This is a genomic window from Bacillus sp. LL01 (genome assembly GCF_001037965.1).
Window position 1 is genome coordinate 908,440 of sequence record NZ_LFEL01000001.1, and the last position, 20,996, is coordinate 929,435.

The following is a 20,996-nucleotide window of genomic DNA, read 5'->3' on the forward strand; positions in this document are numbered from 1 at the left end:
TCTTACTATACCAAATTTAAATAAATGCGTAAACAAGGTTGCAAACTAAAGTTGGATAACATGAATTAAAAGATTTAGACCATTCTAAATAGCAAAGGAGGAAATCCAATGGAACAGACAAACTATTACTCATCCTGGTTCAGCAATATAAAAGGAGACGTTCTCTCAGGTATCGTTGTTGCACTTGCTTTAATACCTGAAGCCATCGCTTTTTCAATTATCGCAGGTGTCGATCCGATGGTAGGATTATATGCGTCTTTCACCATATGTGTAGTAATCGCATTTATCGGTGGAAGACCAGGAATGATTTCCGGTGCGACCGGAGCAATGGCATTATTATTTATTCATTTAGTTGCTGAGCACGGATACCATTATCTATTAGCGGCAACGATACTTACTGGAATTCTTCAAATTGTCTTCGGGCTCTTAAAGCTATCCAGATATATGAAATTCATACCAAGATCCGTGATGGTGGGCTTCGTAAATGCCTTGGCGGTCTTGATCTTCACTTCGCAACTGGATCATTTTGTTGGGGAATCCTGGATTATGTACGGACTTGTAGCTTTAACTTTACTAATCATTTACCTGTTTCCATATCTGAACAAAGCCATTCCCTCAACACTGGTTGCGATTGTCATTGTCACTGCAATAGCAATCATTTATAACACTGGAGTCAGAAACGTGGGAAGCATGGGAAACATTGCTCGATCATTGCCTTCTTTCTTCTTTCCCGACATCCCCCTGAATATGGAAACATTGCTTATTATTTTGCCATATTCCTTCGCTTTGACTATTGTAGGAATATTGGAGTCTTTACTTACAGCATCCATTGTTGATGATATGACAGATACACCAAGTAACAAAGATACGGAAAGCAAGGGGCAGGGAATAGCCAATATCGTGACAGGTTTCTTTGGAGGCATGGCTGGATGTGCCATGATTGGACAATCCATCATCAATGTCAGTTCAGGAGGACGTGGAAGATTATCCTCTCTAGTAGCTGGAGTATTTCTCATCTTTCTGATTGTGGTTCTTGGCGATATTGTAATACAAATCCCTATGGCCGCTTTAGCAGGTGTAATGATTATGGTTGCAATCAGTACTTTTGACTGGAATTCAATCAAAACATTACACATTATTCCAAAAACGGATGCAGTCGTAATGATTGTGACCGTTCTGACCGTTGTGTTCACACATAACTTAGCTATAGGTGTATTTACAGGCATACTTCTCAGTGCAATATTCTTTGTTTCCAAAATATCAAAAGTGAGTGTAGAATCCAGGAGGGAAGGACATAAAAGGATATATAAGTTAAGAGGCCAACTTTTCTTCGCCTCTGTAACAGAACTGATTCCAAAATTCGATTATAAAGAGGATATTGGTGCCGTTGAAATTAACCTGAGCAGGGCACATTTATGGGATGATTCAGCAGTTGCTGCCATCGATAGAATTGTCCACAAATTCGAAGAGAATGGAAAAACTGTGACATTAAATGGGTTAAACGAGGTTAGCTCAGAATTAATAGATAAATTAGCGAACAAATTAGGCTCACATTAAAGAAGGAGGATGAAGTATGTTTCAAAGAATCCTGCTTGCTTCAGATGGTTCGGACCATTCCAAACGAGCTGCTGAGAAAGCAATCGAAATAGCGAAATGCAACAAAGATTCCATCCTAGAAATTGTATATGTAATTGATGGCGACCAGGCAAAATCTGATGTACTCCAGAACTGGAATAAAGCAGATCTTGATGAAAAGAGAAAAAACAAGATGCAATGGGTGGAAGCAAGAGCGAAAGAGGCACAAATATCCTTTGGATTCAAAACCCTTACAGGCGACCCAGGCCCATCCATCGTAAAGTATGCAAACGAACAGGATTTTGATCTGGTGGTTATCGGTAGCAGAGGGCTCAATACTCTTCAAGAGTTCGTGCTAGGAAGTGTAAGTCATAAAATAGCAAAAAGAGCCAGTTGCCCTGTGATGATTGTAAAATAATGAGAATGAGCCCATTCGCTCATTCTCGTTTAAAACTCCCCTGTGCACTTCCCCCAAAAATTATTACCAGCATTCCCCCAACTATTCCTTTTAACCAGATTATAAATGGTTATATTTAAAGGTATAAAAAAGAGCCTATTTTATACTAAATTATAACTTGTCATAATAAATATATATATGGATGACATGGAGGGATATAAGGAAATGACCCCAGAGATTATGACCATTTCACAAGTGGCAGAATATCTTCAAATAAGTGAAATAACGACCTATAAATTAGTACAAGAAGGAAAAATACCGGGATTTAAGATTCAGAATATTGTTATTGAAAACCCAATCAATGGGGAAATCAGAATCGCTGTCGTAATAGACGGCAGACTTTATACGCTAGCATTTAAGAAGCGAGAAGAGAACTGGTATCTTTTTGTCAGCAATCTCGAGCTCATTTCCTTTCCACAACACACCAAAGGTATACTTAATCTAGTATGTACACAGCTGGAGGTACAGAAATTCATGGCAAAGCATGGGATTAAGCATACCGATCTGGAAAAAATGCCAACCATACATGATCCGCATTTTTTCACTCATTATTCTTTACTAATTGACTCCTGACCAACTAAAGGAGTGACAACATGGCAATCAAGACAGTGTGTGTCCGCAATCAATTTGATTATAGGCAGAGTGAAGAAACAAAAGAATAATGATAAAAACAGCAAATCCCCACTCTTACGGGATTTGCTGTTTTTATTTTTTTCAATTGTTAACAACAATCGCTATCCTTCATCCCCAACAATACAAGGCCTTTTCCTTGCGGAGTTTCCTGAACATCTAGGACAAGATCCGTTGTCATGCTTTCGATTTTCGGATCGATTGCTACTTTTATTGTATTTAATGTTTCCACTTTATCTTCTGCTTTTGCCTCATCCAGAGACAATCCTAATTGTGGGCTTCCTCAGCCCCAGCCTGCAAAGTGTACACGGATGTTGTTTGCCCCGTTTTCACGCAGTACATCTGTCAGAACGTCTCTTGCTTCGTTTGAAACCTTCACGGCCAGTCACCTACCTTTTTAACTTATTTTAGATTTGCTATTAGTTTTTTTCGTACATGTTTTGTAGCACTTCTTTTAATTCCGGTTTCACATTAATGACAGGACGGATGGAAGTTGCAAGCCTTTCCGCTTCTTCCACAGTAGTAGCTTTCCCCATGTGAAGGAGGGTACCCATTGCAACCGTTCCTGTTCTGTTCCGCCCACCGGAGCAATGGAAGTACACTTTCTTTCCTTCCTGTTGAGCCTTCACCACGTACTCGATGGCAGCTTTCACTGATTCATCCTGTTTTGCTGCATCGTCAACGATTGGCATATGGATTCTAGGAAGATTGTCTTCCACGTTTTCTGTTTCAGCACGCAAGTCTATGATAACATCCAGGTCTTCATTTGTGTGTGCTTCTTTTACCTGATCCGCTCCTCCGATAAAAACGTTTTCTATTAATGATTGATAGCTTTTCTCGTTTTTCATGGTATTTCACTCCTTATAGCAGGTTCTCTTTTTCCCATGGTAGAATGGCGCACTTCTCTTTCGTAGTCTTTACTCGCTCTATCCATGGCAGCTCATGTTTCCCTCTACCTGATAACAATTGGTCTTTTGTTTTTGTAAGAGCAAAGCTCTGATTGATGATCCACCAACGTGGAGTTATGGATGCACGATCCAGGTCAGCATGTAATCTTTCCGCCTCGAGTACCGGGGTTGCTTCCGGGAGTGTCACAATGAGCACCGCTGTCTCTTCGGGATTTCTGAGGCGTGGAAGAAGGTTTGAAACTTCTTTTGAAACTTCACCAGTGGAACGAAGTAATTCCTTTTGATACGATTGAGCCGCGTCCAGGAGTAACAATGTGTGACCTGTCGGCGCTGTATCGATGATAACCACTTCCTCGTCCGCCTGGCCAACTATCCTCGCAAACTTCTGGAATACCGCTATTTCCTCGGTACATGGTGAATTGAGGTCTTCCTCCAGGTATGCAAGTTGCTCCTCACTGAGACCGTCTCCAGCCTGTTTTAGCACGTTGTTTTTATATGATTCCACTTCTGCCTTGGGATCCACTTTACTGACCGTTAAATGGTCCTTGAACGTTCTGTCTTTAAGAGCATGCTCCAAATGGGCTGCAGGGTCAGTCGTAGTGAGATGAACCTTTATGCCTTTGTCTGCAAGCTTCATCGCTAATTTGGCTGCCAGTGTTGTTTTCCCTACGCCTCCTTTCCCCATTGTAAATATCACACGAAGATTCTGGTTTACAATTTCCTCAGCTACTTGATTAAAATCAGCTAGTTCAGTAAGTATTTCAGGGTTTACTTTACCAGGTTCCTCAACTTGTACCGTTTCCCCTTTTAACCATGCCTTTAAAGGTTTGATTCCCGTTAATGAATACGATATAAATGGGAGATATGTCATCGGTATATCATTAAATACATTCATGGAAATACTCATGGCTTTCTGCTGCTTTTCAAAAAATGCCAAGGATACTTCATCGTCCATAACAGGCTTTTCCATTAAACCATTCACAATAAGTTGTTGGTTATGGAGCCCTATTTCTCGCAATTCCTTAGAAGCTCGTGCGGCTTCCAGAATAGGTGATTCATCAGGACGCGTTACGAGAAACAATTGAGTCTGTGATGGATCTGACAGTGCCTTCACGGTCCGTTCATACAGCTCCTTTTTGGCACCAAGCCCTGAAAGCGGTCCTAAGCAGGAAGCTCCATGAGTACTCTCCTCCAGAAAATTGTTCCACGCTGACGGCAAGGAAAGCAACCTGAGTGTATGACCAGTTGGAGCTGTATCAAACACAATCACATCATACTGCCCGGTTATCTCTTTTTGTGTAAGTAATGTGGAAAATTGATCAAAGGCAGCGATTTCAACCGTGCATGCCCCTGATAACTGTTCCTCCATCGTTGCTAATACCGATTCAGGAAGTTTTCCTTTATAAGGACCAATTACACTTTCGCGATATTCTCTTGCCGCTTCCTCAGGGTCGAGATTGCAAGCATAAAGCCCTTTGACACCTGGTATTTCGGAGATATCATTCGTCAGTTCAGTCTCAAACACATCCTGCAGATTGGATGCAGGATCGGTGCTTACAATCAGCACCCGCTTGCCTTCTTCTGCAAGTGCGATGGAAGTGGCACATGCTGTGGACGTCTTACCTACTCCACCTTTACCTGTAAAAAATAGATATGGGGTTTGGATGTCTGTACTGGGTTGGAATGTTGGGAGCATAAAGCCACCCTCCTAATTAATTGAGTTTAATGTGATATTAAGCTTTTTCTTCGGTTTTTCATGCGCCAGTTCCTCTTCTTTCACACCGGTCCATTCAGCAAATTCTTCATTTGTAGGATACTCTGCCATCTTCTTCACTTCACCATCCACCATTACAACCGGAAGGCATTCTGGTCCTTTTTCCATCAATAGCCCATTCACCTTTTGATTCGTTACAAACGGTTCAGGTTCCGAGCCTAAATTGTAGCGAGAGATTTCCATCCCTTTTTGTTGCAAGGAAAATACAGCACTTGCCACTCTTGTAAGTTCTGGGTCTACACTTGGTCCACATACTCCTGTTGCACAGCACATTGCCGGATCAAAAATTTCAATTTTAGCCATCCTTTATCTCTCCTTTCGGTATAGAAAAAATAGCCGAGTTATATCGCTCGGCCATCTTTGATATTTTTACTTTCCTGTCTCAGCAAATGTTTTGATTCGGCCGCCAATTTCGTCACGGACACGTTGGAAAAACTTCCACTTTTCTTCTTCCGTTCCTTCCGCCTTGGCAGGATCATCAAATCCCCAGTGTACTCTCTCTTTGTTCGGAGGTGTTGCCGGGCAAACATCTGCAGCATGTCCGCAAAGCGTTACGACAAGGTCTGCTTTTTTCAGGATTTCAGTATCAATTGTGTCAGAAGTTTGGTTGGTGATGTCCACGTCCACTTCATTCATTGCTTTTACTGCATTTGGGTTTACACCGTGTGCTTCTATACCTGCTGAGTACACGTCCCACTCGTCGCTTAAGTATTTTTTCCCCCAGCCTTCTGCCATTTGGCTGCGGCAAGAGTTACCTGTGCATAGGAAGTAGATTGTTTTTTTAGTCATGTTGAAAACTCCTTTATATTATATTTATTAACCAATAATGAGTAGCCAGAAATAGAGGCCAAGTAAAGTGATGAATAGGGTTGGGATAGTTAAGATGATACCTACTTTGAAGTAGTATCCCCAACTGATCTTTACACCTTTCAGGCTTAATACATGGAGCCATAGAAGCGTTGCCAAGGAACCGATTGGCGTTATCTTTGGACCAAGGTCGGATCCGATGATATTGGCATAGATTAAGGCTTCCCTGATGGTTCCGGTTGTTGCTGTATCTTTGATTGCAATTGCATCAATCATGACAGTCGGCATGTTGTTCATAAAGGATGAAAGAATTGCTGCAATAAAGCCCATGGAGATGGTTGCAACGAAAAGTCCTTCATCAGCTGCCATTTGGATGACGTCTGTTAACACACTCGTCAATCCTACATTTCTTAGGCCATATACCACCACATACATTCCAATCGAGAAGAATACGATTGCCCATGGTGCGCCTTTCAAAATTTGTTTCGTGTGAATGACCGGGCTGTTTCTGCTTATTAAAAGAAAAATGATAGCTACAGATGCTGCTACGAACGAAACAGGAATACCGGCAAATTCACTTGCAAAGTACCCTACAAGAAGGACCGCTAGTACAATCCATGATAAGTTGAAAAGCTTCACATCTTTAATTGCTTCTCTTGGCTTCTTTAATACAGACATATCATAGTTCTCCGGAATGCTCTTTCGGAAGAACAAGTAAAGCACTACAATACTTGCGCCAAGAGCGAAGAAGTTCGGAACAATCATTCGTGAAGCATATTCTACGAAACCAATGTCAAAAAAGTCAGCCGACACGATGTTCACCAGGTTACTTACTACCAGTGGTAGCGAAGTGGTGTCCGCAATGAACCCACTAGCCATGATAAACGGCAAGATCATCTTCTCTTTGAACTGCAGGTTCCTCACCATTGCTAGCACAATAGGTGTCAGGATAAGTGCCGCACCGTCATTTGCGAAGAATGCAGCAACCAATGCACCAAGTAAAGTAATATAGATGAACATTCTTACTCCGCTTCCTTTAGCGAATCGGGCCATGTGCAGTGCCGACCATTCAAAGAAACCTACTTCATCTAATATGAGGGAGATGATGATTAAAGCTACAAACGTCAATGTTGCATTCCATACGATGCTTGTAACGTCAATAACGTCGGTAAAGGTGACAACACCAAAGAGTAATGCTAGTAGCGCCCCTCCACATGCTGACCAGCCGATGGATAATCCTTTAGGCTGCCAGATAACAAAAACTAAAGTAAGTAAAAAAATCACAGATGCCAAAATAATATCCAGCAAAAATATCCCCCCTTAACAACAAGTAATTCTAAGTCCTTTTTCCTCTAGCTCTTTCATCTTCTCTTCGAGTGAAGGAACATGCACCAGAATAGATGTGATCAAACCATAGTGTGGATGTTCTGTATTTATGGAATACATAATCCACTGACCTTTTCTCGATTCTTTTACAAGGCCTACTTCTTTCAGCTTTTTCACATGCTGACTGATGGAAGGTTGACTCATCTGAAAGATTTCAACAAACTCACAAACGCAGCAATCATGATCCTGCAGGAGAGCCACCATAGCCAATCTTGTTTTATCTCCTAAGATCTTCAATGTGACTGCTGCTTCATCCATTTTCAATAACTGTTGCATACCAACACCTGCCTTTGGAAAAGATAACTAATATAATCAAACACTTATATAACAATCTGCTTATATAATAAAACACTTATATATTTGGTGCAACCATTCTTTTGTAAAGAAATTGTGAAGATTAATTGCAGAATTATCTGCCAATTGGTATAATAATCTCAAGAAAGCGCTTCCAATATCATATGAGTGGGAAAGGTGATGCTGTGTTATGATGGACTATCAGTACAGACGACGAGCTTTTCAAAACCTACATGTGGAAAAAGAAGAAGCAATAACAGATATTAAAGATAAAGTTAAAAAATCCAAATCAATGATGGCTTCTATAGCCGCATTCTTTTCATTTTTTCATCACACTTCTTAGGGGCCTTAATGGTCCCTTTTTATTATGTCTTGAATTTTCAAAAGATAGTATAATGACTGTAGGGAGTGATTTGTTTGATAAAAAAGATCTTAATAGCACTTGATGGTTCCAAGCACGCCCAACATGCTGCAAGAAAGGCAGCCGAATTAGCTATGCAGTTGAAGGAAATAACCTTAACTATTATCCATGTAGTTGAGGAAGCCCCTCCAAAGAGCAAACTTGTTTTAGCGAACTTTGACGTTGAGAAAGTTCTGAGAAATGATGCTTACGAAAAGCTCATACATACTATTCGTGCTTTTACGGAGAAAAATTTAGAATTCGAGCTTGAAGTTGCTATCGGTGAACCCGCTGAGGAGATAGTCCGGGTTTCAAAAGAAAAACAGATGGATTTGATTATCATTGGTAGCAGGGGGCTGACAACGTTTGGGGAGGTCATCTTCGGGAGCGTCAGTCACCAGGTTCTTCATGACGCTAAGTGCCCTGTAATGGTGGTAAAATAAAAAAAAGTCTAAGACGATAAGTCTCAGACTTTTTTATATTAATGTCCTGACGGAGCAGATAATCCAACTCTATTTACGAGTGCTTCACTTTCTTCATTTAACCCAACTATGGTAACTTTTTTACCTAGTCGCTGGTATTTCAGAACAGTCTTGGCAATTGCAGTAACTGCCGATTGATCCCAAACATGAGTGTTGCTGAAGTCAATGACTACTTCTTTCGGGTCGTTGTTATAGTCGAACAAGTCAACAAAGTGACTCATAGTTCCAAAAAACATTTGACCGGAAATTCTGTAGTGCATTGCATCTTCTTTCAATGTCATTGTGGCTTTGATTTTGGCCATCTTCCATCCAAAAATTAGTGCGCTTAGTACAACCCCTGCCGCTACACCTTTTGCAAGGTCATGTGTGTAAACAACAATCACAACTGTTACAATCATGACAACTGCATCGGCGCGAGGGATTTTGTGAATTTCACGTAATGACTGCCAATCAAATGTGCCAATTGCAACCATGAACATAACTCCCACTAGAGCTGCCATTGGAATTTGGACAACAACATCTCCAAGTACCATGATAAGGAATAATAAGAATACACCTGCTACAAATGCCGAAAGCCTGCCACGTCCACCTGATTTTACATTGATAACCGACTGTCCGATCATCGCACAACCAGCCATACCACCGAAGAAACCAGTTACGACGTTTGCAATACCCTGACCCTTCATTTCACGGTTTTTGTTACTTTTTGTATCTGTCATCTCATCAACGATTGTTGCAGTTAATAGTGACTCGAGGTTACCTACGATTGCAAGTGTGAATGCATAAGGCAGGATGATCATGAATGTTTCCCAGGATAACTCAACCATAGGTATATTGAAGATCGGTAAAGCTCTTGTAATCTCCCCTTGATCCCCAACAGTTGCAAGTCCAAATCCTCCACCAAATACAACAACAGCAGTTATAACGACAATTGCAAATAATGCGGAAGGAATTGCTTTAGTAAAACGAGGTAAAATATATATAATAGCTAGTGTTGCTGCTACAAAAGCATACATTACCCATGTTACTCCAATGAATTGCTCTAACTGAGCCGTGAAAATCAAAATTGCTAAAGCATTAACAAATCCGATAATTACCGCTTGAGGTAAGAAGGATAAATATTTACCCAGCTTAAAGATACCCATCAATATTTGAATGATACCGGTAAGAATGGTGGCAGCGAATAGATACTGCACCCCATGATCGGCAACCAATGTAATCATCAGTAAAGCCATCGCTCCGGTTGCAGCTGAAATCATTCCTGGTCGTCCACCAGTGAAAGCGATAACCACCGCAATACAGAAGGACGCATATAAACCTACCATCGGATCAACACCCGCAATGATAGAGAATGCGATAGCTTCTGGAATGAGGGCTAATGCTACGGTCATACCGGCAAGTACGTCACCACGCACGTTACCAAACCATTCTTGTTTTAAGTTTGCTACGTTCATAGCACACCTCTTTCTTTTTTATTTAGTTTTGTGACTCTCTACTCTCAAGAAAGTCGGGTCCGTTTGCAACAGAAAGAATCATACCATATATTTCGAAACCTGAAAATTAGCTTGAAAACGGAAACATACGAATTTATCTCTCTCAATCTCTTATTTTCTCTACTTATCTATTATTTTCGTATATTCTTCAAAAAATAGACATATTCTTGAAGTCTTTTTATTCTGACAATACACCCTTAAGATTCTTGTACATCCGAGCATTAAAGAGAGCTCTGTTCACTAAGAACAAAGCTCACTTCATCAGTCATTCAATTCATAGTGTCTACCTTTCACAAGATAGAGGATATTCTCTGAGATATTAGTCGTGTGGTCAGCCATCCGTTCAATATAACGGCAGATGAAGCTTAGTTGTGTGATTTCAGGAATCATATCCGGGTAATCCTTTGTAATCTGCAACAGTTCACGGATGTTTTTACCGTACAGCTCGTCCACCTGGTCATCCATGTCAGCTACCTGTTTAGCTAATACAATATCCTCATCATAATAAGCTTTTAAAGACAGTGATAGCATTTCGGTAGCAATGCTGTGCATTTTCTCGATTTTCTCAATCGGTAAAAGAGACTGATCACTTTTTCCGATACGGATGGTGGACTTAGCAATGTTCACGGCAAAGTCAGCTATTCTTTCCACATCTGTTGAAATTTTTATGGCAACAAATATTCTTCTTAAATCAATCGCTACAGGCTGCTGCTTGGCAATTAACAGGATGGCAAAATCATTGATTTCCTCATCCAGCCGATCCGCTTTGTTATCTTCTTCAATGATTTGAAGCGCAAGGTCTATATCCTTGTTGGTTAAGGCTGTGATGGATTTACCCATTGCCACTTCCGCCAAGCTCCCTAATTCGAGTAATTTATCTCTTAACGTTTCTAAGTCTACATGAAATTGACGTAATACCACCTAACTCTTCCTCTCTGTCTTTAGATTAACCGAAACGTCCAGTGATATAGTCTTCCGTCCGCTTGTCCGTTGGGTTGGAGAACAGCTTGTCTGTTGCGCTATATTCCACTACTTCCCCATTTAAGAAAAAGGCCGTTCTGTCTGAAATACGGGCAGCTTGTTGCATGTTGTGTGTAACAATGACGATGCTGTAGTCTTTTTTTAATTCCTGTACTAATTCTTCCACCTTCAATGTTGAAATCGGATCAAGCGCGGAAGTTGGTTCGTCCATAAGAATAACGTCCGGTTCAATCGCTAGGCATCTTGCAATACATAAACGTTGTTGCTGTCCACCAGAAAGTCCATAGGCATTTTCCTTCAAGCGGTCCTTGACCTCATCCCAGATAGCAGCACCCCGCAAGCTTTTTTCTACGATTTCATCAAGTATTTTCTTGTTACGGATTCCGTGGATTCTAGGTCCGTAAGCAATATTGTCATAGATGGACTTTGGGAACGGGTTAGGCTTTTGGAATACCATGCCTACACTTGTTCTTAACTCTTCCACTTTAAAAGATTTTGCAAGGATGTTTTTCTCCCGATAAAGAATATCTCCTGACACTTTAACACTTGGTACCATCTCTACCATACGGTTCAATGTTTTGATATAAGTGGACTTACCGCAACCGGATGGACCAATGATTGCCGTCACTTCATTCTCATAAATCGGCAGGTTAATGTTTTTCAATGCCAGGTTTTCTCCGTACCACAGGTTTAAATCTTTTGTATGATAAACTATATTCTTTTCAGTTGGATTGATGGTTATAGAAGAAGGATTGTTCTTCGTTTCACGTTCAGGTATCGCAATTTGCATAGATGATTCCTCCTATGATTAAAATCTTCTTTGGAATTTATTTCGAATGATAACCGCAATGGAATTCATGACAAGTAATATGAAAAGTAGTACCACAATAGTAGCTGCTGCAAGGTTCGCGTATTCTGCCACAAGAGCTGCATCAATGGTCCAGTAGTAAATTTGCATTGGAAGCACCGTGAATTTGTCAAAAATCCCTTCAGGTAACGGGATCAATAATGCCGGAATACCCAATACAACTAGTGGAGCAGTTTCCCCGATAGCACGGGATAACGCAAGGATGACGCCTGTTAAAATTCCTGGTAATGATGCTGGCAACACAATATTCTTGATTGTCTGCCATTTCGTCGCACCCATTCCGTAGGATGCTTCTCTCAAATAGCCAGGCACAGATCGAATCGCTTCTTGACTTGCTACTACAACAATAGGAAGAACTAATAGTGCCATTGTAAGACCACCGGCTAAAACAATGTTTCCAAGTCCAGCTGCTCTTACAAAAATAGTTAGTCCCAAGATACCGAATACAATGGAAGGTACACCAGCCAAGTTAGAGATGTTCATTTGTAAAAAACGTTGCAGGCGTCCTTTTTTTGCATACTCTTCTAAATAGATAGCCGTTCCAACTCCCAGAAATAGGGTGATAGGTGCTACCACCAGCATCAGCCACAGCGTCCCCATGATGGCACCCATGATTCCGGCTCTATCGGCCATGGTAGACAGCTTATTCGTAATAAATTGAAGGTCAATCCAGCCCATACTCTGGGAAATAACACGGTAAAATAATATGACAAGAACTACAAGACCGATTAATGTAGCTATTAAGAATAATGATTTCGCTATGTTATTGACGGTCAATCTTGAGTTCATTTTCTTTTGTACTTGCACTGCATCAACATACTTCATCTTAATATTCCTCCCTATATTTGCGAGAGATATACTGAGCGATCAGGTTCATGATGAGTGTGAATACGAACAACGTCATCGCTACAGCATACAAACTATAATATAAAGTTGAACCAGCTGGTGCATCTCCACCGGTTACTTCCACAATGTATGCAGTCATCGTTTGCATAGATTGCGTTACATCAAACGTGAAATTCTTTGTACTTCCGCTTGCAATCGTAACAATCATTGTTTCACCGATTGCACGGGAAATCCCTAGAACAAAGGAAGCGATAATTCCCGACATAGCTGCTGGAACAACAACCTTCCAAGCTACCTCCAACTTGGTAGACCCTAGTGCTAATGCTCCTTCTCTCATTGCATTAGGAACAGAACTCATTGCATCTTCCGATAAGGAGGCAACCATTGGAATAATCATGATTCCCATCACTATCCCGGGACTGAGGATATTGGTTGGTTCCAATCCAGGAATGATGGCTCTTAATATTGGTGTTACAAAGGTAAATGCAAAGAATCCATATACAATTGTAGGGATACCAGCAAGAACCTCTAAGATTGGTTTTAATATTCTTCTAACTCTATCAGAAGCATATTCACTTAAGAAAATGGCAGACATCAATCCGATTGGAATAGCAACAGCCATTGCAATCAAAGAGGAAATCAGTGTACCAGTCAACAACGGGAGCACGCCGAATTGAGCATTTTCCCCTAATGGTTTTAATACTGTGCCTGTAAAGAATTCTACAAAAGGTACCCTTTTAAAGAACTCCACTGTTTCAAATAATAAAGTAAAAATAATGCCAAGCGTTGTAAAAATCGATATTGTAGCTATTACCAGCAAAAACTTTGGCACGAAAGCTTCAATAAATCTATTTATGTTAAGAGTGGTTTTTTTCTCATTGATCAACTCTCTTACATTGATGCTGTCTTTCTGATTAGCCAATTTGAAATCCCCTTTCATCCTTCACCCTATAACAAGGACCATCCAAGACCTATTAGTTGATATACATAGAGGAAGATGAGCAGCCATCAGCTCCTCATCTTCTGCTAGTTACTTACTTTAATCCTTCAAGCTCTTCTACTGCCGTTTTGATTTCTTCATCTGTCAAAGGAGCAAATCCTGTTTCACTCGCAATAGTTTGGGCATTTTGCATGGTGAAGATTGCATAGTCCAAAACTTGTGGCTTTTCTTTTGCCATGTCTTTATTCAAATATGTGAATACTGGACGAGTGAAGTTTGCATAGTCGCCATCTTCAGCAATTGTGTCAAGTGATGGTTCTACAGATCCGTTACCAAAGTCAACATTCACAGCAGTCAATTTGTCCGTGTTGCTTGCATAATAACCGTAACCGAAGAATCCGATTGCGTTTTTATCTTTAGAAACAAGATCTACAAGTGTAGAGTATTCTTGTTGTAAATTTGTACCTTCTGCTAAATCTTTTTCTTCAAGGATAGTTTCCCAGAAGAATTCATATGTTCCGTGGTTTTCGTTTGGTCCGTAAGTTTTGATTTCTTCATCCGGGAATTCAGGACGTACGTCAGACCATTTTTTCTTATTTCCTTCTGCTAAGAAGATATCGATGATTTCTTGTTCTGTAAGTTCTTTAGCCCAGTCGTTTTCTGGGTTGATTACAATTGTTAATCCATCAAGAGCGACTTTCATTTCATGAACATCAAGGCCAAGTTCATCCGCTTGTGCTTTCTCTTCGTCCTTGATGTGGCGAGAAGCATTGTTAAAGTCTGTACCATTTTCCGCTAGGAATTTTTTGAATCCTGCAGATGTACCAGCTCGACTTACTTCAACAGAAACACCTTCTTGAGCTTCTGTCATGTATTTCTCCGCCATAACGGACATGAAAGGATATACCGTACCAGATCCATCAATAACTACACTACCTTCAAGTTCTTCTCCACCTTCAGCTGATGCTCCGTCTGAAGATCCGTTGTTTGAGCTCCCACAAGCTGCAGCGAATACTGCAAGTGATGCAACGATAGATAGTAATAAAAAACGTTTGAAGCTTTTCATTTCTTAATTCCCCCTAAGGTTTCTGTTTTGTTGATGTTTCTGTTTGTCTTGCCCTACGAGTAATAGAATATAACTTGTGTGTTAACTGGGTATGAATCATGTGTAAAGGTTTTGTAAATGTCGATTTTTGCGGGTGTTTTTGGGGAAAGATAGGGGTTTTTAGTTGTTGTTTCCTATAGCATATTCAGAATAATGTCTTTTAGACACGAAAAAGCACTCCATTCTGGAGTGCTTTTTTACTATTATTCTGTTTCTTCTTCGTTTTCCTGTTGATTCTCTTCTTCTTCCGTCTGCTCCTCAAGTGTCGGTTGTCCCTGAGCACGCTTTTGCTTAAGATCAAAATAAGCTTCCATTACGGCATCGCCTATTTCAGTAGTAACACCACCGGTTACACTGAAGTTTGTGGATGCCTTTGGAACGACGATGGCAAAAGCCATTTCCGGATTGTCATATGGTGCATATCCAACAAGATTGAAGTTCAAGGTTTCAACTTTATCATAAATCGGATTACCATCTGCATCTTGACCAACTATATTAAAAATTGGGGATTCGGCTGTACCGGATTTACCTGCAGGTTTATATTCTTTAACCTTTGAGCCTTTGGCAGTTCCGGCTATACCGTGGTAAACACGAATAAATCCTTCCTGCACCCGTTTGATCTGGTCATCCGTCATTTCAAGTCGGTTCAACACTTCAGGCTTGAATCCTCTTGCAACAGCACCAAGTCCTTCTTCCTGAGAAGGTTCACGGATCTCTCTTACAAGCTGAGGCTTCATTCGGTATCCTCCATTAGCTATAGTCGATACATATTGAGCCAATTGGAGGGTGGTATAGTTATCGTACTGACCAATCGATAAATCCAAGTATTTACCAGGCAGGCTTATGTCAGTACCTATTACACCTGCTGATTCCCTTGGAAGATCTATTCCGGTTTCCACACCAAGCCCGAACTGTGCTAGTGATTTTCTGAACACATCATAGGCAGCAGGGTCAATGAATAATGGATTGTATGGTCTGTATTTTGCTTTCGCTATGTCCAAAGCAATATTGAACATGTATACGTTGGAGGACCTTTCTAGAGCAGTAAGCTCATTGATTGTTCCCATATTGACATAGGAGGCTTTACGAGTGAAATTTTCCCGTGACCCGATATACACAGGAGCATCATGGTAGTACTTGTTATTATGCACTACTCCATGTTCCATACCTGCAAGAACACTCGCTCCCTTGACAGTGGAACCTGGTTCGTATGCTTCCTGGAATGTTCCAAGCGCATTATCCAGCACTTCATACTTTCCATCTTCCAGGACTATTTGCTTCCCGGCAAGGGAGAGGACTTCTCCGGTTTTCGGGTTCATGACAACCACAAACGCCCTGTCCAGATATTTCGCTTCCGCCTTCGGTTTCGTTCTTAACAATGCATCTGTTAAAATCTCCTCCACTTTTTGCTGAAATTCCATATCAATGGATAGAACAAGATCTTTTCCTCTTGAACCATCAAATACTTTCTCTTGATGAAGAAGATTTCCTGCAGTATCTGTTACATTACGGACTCGGGCTTTTTGTCCCTGCAATACACTTTCATATTGTGCTTCAATTTGACTTATGCCGATACGGTCATTCCTACTATAGCCTTTAGCAAGGAATTCGTCGATCCGTTCACTTGGGATTCCGGTTTCCGAAGTGGATACTTTTCCGAAAATGGATCTTAACGTGTTGCCGTACACATGATCTCTGACAAAGTCTGTCGTAATATCCACACCAGGAAGACTGGAGAGCATTTCACTAACCATAGCAAATTCTTTTGCCGTCACATCCTGATTTTTAACAATTTGTGGAGTGAGTGAATATCCTTTGTTAAATTCGCGGAAGATGGCCAGTACCTCTTCATCTTCCTGGGTGAGCTCCGCTAATTGACTTTTTGATATCCTATCCAATTGAAGTTTGTATAGGTCACTTTCTTCCATTTCTCCATCTGCAACCTTTTTACGATCTTCATCTGTGATAAGCGCAGCCGCTTCATCAGGACGGGTAAGGATCCAATAATCCTTCCTGTCACGCTCCTGAATTTTCTTCTTATCCATTGTGATGATTTCGGAGAGCTTCTTTGCAACTTCCAGCTGTTCCTTTGCACTGGTTGATTGCATTCTTGTATATGTAATGGCATTCAGCGGGGTGTTGTCAACCACCACATTTTCATAGCGATCAAATATTTTACCTCTTGGGGCTAGCGTGTTAACAGTAACATTTTCCGTTCGATCCACTTCTTTGCGATAATCCTCACCGAATACGATCTGTACGAATCCCAGTCTTAGGATCAAAGCTGAGAAAAGTATGAATACCGCAAAAAACAAAAGGTTCAATCGGGATGGGACATAATTCTTCTTTTTCTTTTTTTGTTTTTGATTGGTCATTCCCTACACCTTTTCGTTTTATTTTTAATGGCTCTTTTTAGGTTTTGCTTTATAGATAGACCGTTACTTTCCGCTGCAGGCACTCGCTTTCCGCGGGGAGGGCCGGGAGCCTCCTCGGCAAGCCTGCGGGGTCTCCCGTTTCCCTCTACCTCCCGCCTGAGTCGAGTGCCTTTCGCTTCAATCCACTCTATAGCTAAACTTAAGAGCCTTTTCATAAAAAATCAAGAGACACCTATCTTTTGCTTGGCTAGGTGTCTGGGTCTCTTCTTATTGTATAGGAAATTGCATGGAATTTCTATTAATAAATATTCTTAGGGTGTCGATTCTCCTTCTCCGTCTCGCAAAGTTGTCACAATTGGATGAGGCTCTTCTTCCGAAGACGGAGGATCCAGTTCCACTTTACGGACAAACGGATAGATTAGTGCATGCCCAGCCCCAAGAATACACAATAGCACAGGAATACTTTTGTCTGTATCGAAAAAAATTACGGCAATCAAAAAAAGAATGATAGAGGCAGCTCGTCCCATGTTCAGAAAGACTTCTCTAACGACAATATACTCAATGCGCATTTCCCCCGCTTTCCATCCACGTCCAATTACATCATAGGTTAACGAAACATACGGCACCAGAAGAAGTGGGTAAGCGATGGCAATTGTCACTGCATAAAATAGAAGCTTCGTATAGGTTAAATCAAAAATGAGAAAGAAAATCGCTCCGTACAGAATCAGTCCTCCAACCAAAATCGCTTTTTTTCTGTACTCTTTTTTGATCAGCCTTGTTGCTAGGTAATAGCATACAAAGGCAACCGCTGAATTAAGAAGTCCGAACGTTCCGAGTGCCATCTCACTGTTCGTCGTAATAAACACCAGAACAGATACTGCAAAGAGAAATGTCCCTTCCCGTAATCCTTGAAAAAAATGTGCATTTGTTATGTATCTCCAATTATCATTGTTCTTTCTTTCTTGAAAAATGCGGCGAAGTTCATATCTCCCTTCTGCTCCACGCCTTTTCAGAAATAGGCTTAAAATTACTGCCACAAAGAACAGAAAAAGAGAAATGGTGAAAATAACCGTGTACCCTGTGAACTTTTCCAAGGTGGAAATGATATAACCTGCAGCAAACGGACCGATCATTCCCCCTACTGAAGTTAAAATACCTAGAAAGCCATTAAAGAAATCCCTTGTTTCAGGTTCTGTAATTTCAAAGGTCAACACATTAAAAGCCAGCCAGTAAAATCCATATCCTATTCCGAGTAACGCCCCGAGCATCAGTAGGTATGTCGATGCCTTGTCGGCGATAAATAAAACAAACAAATAAAAAAGTGCTAAGAATACAACACCTAAACGTAGCACAATGACTCGATCGATTTTTTTCGCCCATCTTCCCGCAAGAATAAATGTCAATGGCTGGAACACAACAATTGCTAAATTGTAGAAGCCCAGATCACTGAATTCCCCTGACTGCTTCCATAAGTAAACATTTACAAATGTATTGGATAAGGCGATGCTCAGCGAATAAAGTCCGCCAATGATTAAGAGTAACAACAGATCTTTGTTGACTTCTACATCACCAATTAGTTTTTTTAAAGCTGCCATCATTACCCCGCTCCTTTATCTACGTTTATTGTGGCTTAAAGGAGTGGGAGTTATGTACTTTGATTTTTTGGTTGGGTGAATCCACATGAAAGGGACTGCAGTACACCGCTGATGCTTTCCGCAAAAGGCTTCGCTTTCCGCGGGACGATGCTTGAGCCTCCTCACAACGCTTGCGGGTCTCAAGCAACCGTTACTCCCCCGCAGGAGTCTTCGCCTTTTGCTCCAATCATCAGCTATAAATCAATTTAAAAATAAAAACTCCCATCCATTTAAGGATGAGAGTTTTGGTTAAATTATTTAGCTTCGTTGTAAAGCTTTCCAACTACATCCCAGTTAATTACGTTAAAGAATGCGTTGATGTAGTCAGGGCGACGGTTTTGGTAGTTTAGGTAGTAAGCATGCTCCCAAACATCAAGGCCAAGAACCGGAGTCTTACCTTCCATTAATGGAGAGTCCTGGTTTGGTGTGCTTGTGATTTCAAGTTCACCGTTGTTTACAACTAACCAAGCCCAACCGGATCCGAAACGAGTAGCTGCAGCTTTTGCAAACTCATCTTTGAAGTTGTCAAAGCTTCCAAACTTGCTTGTTAAAGCGTCAGCCAATTCGCCGTTTGGAGAAGTAGCGCCACCTGGAGTCAGAATGTTCCAGAATAGGCTGTGATTCGCGTGGCCACCACCGTGGTTGCGAACTGGAGTTTTGATGTTTTCAGGAACAGCGTCCATGTTGGATATTAACTCTTCAACACTTTTGCCTTGAAGTTCCGCTTGACCTTCCAAAGCAGCGTTGATACCTGTAACGTAAGTATTGTGGTGCTTCGTGTGGTGAATGTTCATTGTTTCTTTGTCGATGTGAGGCTCCAATGCGTCGTATGCATAAGGTAATTGTGGTAGTTCGTATGCCATAATTATCTCCTCCTAATTTTTATGTATTAAAATTGAACCAAAAAAGTTGTACCTTTTTGATCCGTTAGTTTCAGATTACCAAAACTTGTACAATCTTTCAATTAATCTGCTTGCACTGTTGCAAATATTTATACTACTCATCAAATAATAATTCGTCTGATGAAATTATATGGATAGCTCCTGCGACAATCTGTACATACTCTCATCAATCTTATGCGGCATCGAAAAGACCTCATCAAAGGAATAGTCCACAATCTGATTCTTCTCCATTCCCACAGCTCTTCCAGCTTTCCCCTCCATCAGCAGTTCAACAGCACGGCCACCTAGCCGGCTTGAAAGGACACGGTCGAATGCAGTTGGTGTTCCGCCTCTTTGTATATGACCAAGTACAGATACTCGTGTTTCCAATTGTGTTTCTTTTTCAATCAGTTTGGCAAAATCCATTCCGCTGCTTACGCCTTCCGCCAACACGATGATGGTATGCTTTTTCCCACGCTTTTGACCGCTCTTAATTCGACCAACCACGTCTTCGAGCTTGAAGTCGATCTCCGGAATGAGGATGGTTTCCGCTCCACCTGCAAGCCCTGCCCATAATGCGATATCACCAGCATGGCGCCCCATTACTTCTATAATAAAGGTACGTTCATGAGAGGTTGCTGTGTCTCTTATTTTATCGATTGCGTCAATAACCGTATGAAGCGCTGTATTAAAACCTATAGTATAGTCAGTTCCGGCAATATCATTATCAATGGTGCCCGGAAGCCCGATGCAAGGAAAACCATGTTCTGTCAGCTTCTGTGCCCCACGGTAAGAGCCATCTCCTCCGATAATAACCAGACCTTCAATACCATGTTTTTTCAGCTGTTCAATACCTTGTTTCTGACCCTCAATCGTCTTGAACTCTTCACTTCTGGCAGTATATAGGACAGTTCCTCCACGGTGAATGATATCACCTACAGAGCCAAGCTCCAATTTTTTAATATTACCTGCCATGAGACCTGCGTACCCCTGGTAGATACCATAGACATTCAAATTGTGATAAATCGCCTTTCTTACGACTGCACGAACAGCTGCATTCATTCCAGGCGAGTCGCCTCCACTAGTTAAGACACCAATCGTTTTCAATCAAAGCCCTCCTTTTTATGTATCAATCATTGCTATTTCACTCAAACACCCAT

General features: G+C 41.1%; 21 protein-coding genes and 1 pseudogene. 5 read left to right on the forward strand and 17 right to left on the reverse strand.

The genetic code is table 11. From position 1 onward, the window contains the following. Positions 1–108 precede the first annotated feature (108 nt). The 3 genes and pseudogenes from AB685_RS04635 to AB685_RS04645 all read left to right on the forward strand — a co-directional run. Positions 109–1,557: a SulP family inorganic anion transporter gene (locus AB685_RS04635; protein ID WP_047969326.1), complete on the forward strand. Its 1,449-nt coding sequence runs from the start codon at positions 109–111 to the stop codon at positions 1,555–1,557. Between the two features lie 16 nt (positions 1,558–1,573). Beyond that, a complete protein-coding gene (locus AB685_RS04640) occupies positions 1,574–1,993 on the forward strand; it encodes a universal stress protein (protein ID WP_047969327.1) in 420 nt (139 codons plus the stop codon). A gap of 204 nt (positions 1,994–2,197) precedes the next feature. Then, positions 2,198–2,305: pseudogene (locus AB685_RS04645) on the forward strand (helix-turn-helix domain-containing protein); the annotation flags it as partial. Between the two features lie 448 nt (positions 2,306–2,753). Here AB685_RS04645 and AB685_RS31195 read toward each other — a convergent pair. The 7 genes from AB685_RS31195 to AB685_RS04680 all read right to left on the reverse strand — a co-directional run bounded on the left by AB685_RS31195 (position 2,754) and on the right by AB685_RS04680 (position 7,813). Then, the gene (locus AB685_RS31195) at positions 2,754–2,927 is read right to left on the reverse strand and encodes a hypothetical protein (RefSeq protein ID WP_047969328.1); all 174 of its coding nucleotides are present in this window, start codon (positions 2,925–2,927) and stop codon (positions 2,754–2,756) included. A 154-nt stretch (positions 2,928–3,081) separates the two neighbouring features. Beyond that, a complete protein-coding gene (locus AB685_RS04655) occupies positions 3,082–3,510 on the reverse strand; it encodes a dual specificity protein phosphatase family protein (RefSeq protein ID WP_047969329.1) in 429 nt (142 codons plus the stop codon). Positions 3,511–3,523: 13 nt separating this feature from the next. Further along, positions 3,524–5,266 (reverse strand): arsenical pump-driving ATPase, encoded by a 1,743-nt coding sequence (arsA, locus tag AB685_RS04660; protein WP_047969330.1) that lies wholly within the window; start codon positions 5,264–5,266, stop codon positions 3,524–3,526. Between the two features lie 12 nt (positions 5,267–5,278). Continuing rightward, positions 5,279–5,647 (reverse strand): arsenite efflux transporter metallochaperone ArsD, encoded by a 369-nt coding sequence (gene arsD / locus AB685_RS04665; protein ID WP_047969331.1) that lies wholly within the window; start codon positions 5,645–5,647, stop codon positions 5,279–5,281. Positions 5,648–5,713: 66 nt separating this feature from the next. After that, positions 5,714–6,133, reverse strand: a complete 420-nt coding sequence (arsC, locus tag AB685_RS04670) for an arsenate reductase (thioredoxin) (protein WP_047969332.1) — start codon at positions 6,131–6,133, stop codon at positions 5,714–5,716. A 27-nt stretch (positions 6,134–6,160) separates the two neighbouring features. Then, positions 6,161–7,459: an arsenic transporter gene (locus AB685_RS04675; RefSeq protein ID WP_047969333.1), complete on the reverse strand. Its 1,299-nt coding sequence runs from the start codon at positions 7,457–7,459 to the stop codon at positions 6,161–6,163. Positions 7,460–7,471: 12 nt separating this feature from the next. Next, on the reverse strand, positions 7,472–7,813 hold the full coding sequence (locus tag AB685_RS04680) for a metalloregulator ArsR/SmtB family transcription factor (protein ID WP_047969334.1): 342 nt from the start codon (positions 7,811–7,813) through the stop codon (positions 7,472–7,474). Between the two features lie 208 nt (positions 7,814–8,021). Here AB685_RS04680 and AB685_RS31200 point away from each other — a divergent pair, with 208 nt between their 5' ends. Together AB685_RS31200 and AB685_RS04685 are read left to right on the forward strand one after the other, a co-directional pair. Beyond that, positions 8,022–8,174 (forward strand): hypothetical protein, encoded by a 153-nt coding sequence (locus AB685_RS31200; protein ID WP_157860698.1) that lies wholly within the window; start codon positions 8,022–8,024, stop codon positions 8,172–8,174. Positions 8,175–8,248: 74 nt separating this feature from the next. Continuing rightward, positions 8,249–8,674, forward strand: coding sequence for a universal stress protein (locus tag AB685_RS04685; RefSeq protein WP_047969335.1), 426 nt, complete (start codon positions 8,249–8,251; stop codon positions 8,672–8,674). A 38-nt stretch (positions 8,675–8,712) separates the two neighbouring features. Here AB685_RS04685 and AB685_RS04690 read toward each other — a convergent pair whose 3' ends face one another. From AB685_RS04690 to pfkA, 10 genes are all read right to left on the reverse strand, one after another. Further along, complete coding sequence (locus AB685_RS04690; protein WP_047969336.1) at positions 8,713–10,167, reverse strand: SulP family inorganic anion transporter; 1,455 nt, start codon at positions 10,165–10,167, stop codon at positions 8,713–8,715. A 300-nt stretch (positions 10,168–10,467) separates the two neighbouring features. Beyond that, complete coding sequence (gene phoU / locus AB685_RS04695; protein WP_047969337.1) at positions 10,468–11,127, reverse strand: phosphate signaling complex protein PhoU; 660 nt, start codon at positions 11,125–11,127, stop codon at positions 10,468–10,470. 25 nt (positions 11,128–11,152) lie between these two features. Beyond that, positions 11,153–11,977, reverse strand: coding sequence for a phosphate ABC transporter ATP-binding protein PstB (gene pstB, locus AB685_RS04700; RefSeq protein ID WP_047969338.1), 825 nt, complete (start codon positions 11,975–11,977; stop codon positions 11,153–11,155). An 18-nt stretch (positions 11,978–11,995) separates the two neighbouring features. After that, positions 11,996–12,880: a phosphate ABC transporter permease PstA gene (gene pstA, locus AB685_RS04705; RefSeq protein WP_047969339.1), complete on the reverse strand. Its 885-nt coding sequence runs from the start codon at positions 12,878–12,880 to the stop codon at positions 11,996–11,998. 1 nt (position 12,881) lies between these two features. Next, a complete protein-coding gene (pstC, locus tag AB685_RS04710) occupies positions 12,882–13,841 on the reverse strand; it encodes a phosphate ABC transporter permease subunit PstC (protein WP_047969340.1) in 960 nt (319 codons plus the stop codon). Positions 13,842–13,935: 94 nt separating this feature from the next. Beyond that, a complete protein-coding gene (locus AB685_RS04715) occupies positions 13,936–14,907 on the reverse strand; it encodes a PstS family phosphate ABC transporter substrate-binding protein (RefSeq protein WP_047969341.1) in 972 nt (323 codons plus the stop codon). A 242-nt stretch (positions 14,908–15,149) separates the two neighbouring features. Further along, positions 15,150–17,321, reverse strand: a complete 2,172-nt coding sequence (locus AB685_RS04720; RefSeq protein ID WP_047969342.1) for a penicillin-binding protein 2 — start codon at positions 17,319–17,321, stop codon at positions 15,150–15,152. Between the two features lie 311 nt (positions 17,322–17,632). After that, the gene (locus AB685_RS04730; protein WP_047969752.1) at positions 17,633–18,916 is read right to left on the reverse strand and encodes an MFS transporter; all 1,284 of its coding nucleotides are present in this window, start codon (positions 18,914–18,916) and stop codon (positions 17,633–17,635) included. 293 nt (positions 18,917–19,209) lie between these two features. Continuing rightward, on the reverse strand, positions 19,210–19,818 hold the full coding sequence (locus AB685_RS04735; protein ID WP_047969344.1) for a superoxide dismutase: 609 nt from the start codon (positions 19,816–19,818) through the stop codon (positions 19,210–19,212). A 165-nt stretch (positions 19,819–19,983) separates the two neighbouring features. After that, positions 19,984–20,943, reverse strand: coding sequence for a 6-phosphofructokinase (gene pfkA, locus AB685_RS04740; protein ID WP_047969345.1), 960 nt, complete (start codon positions 20,941–20,943; stop codon positions 19,984–19,986). Positions 20,944–20,996: the final 53 nt, after the last annotated feature.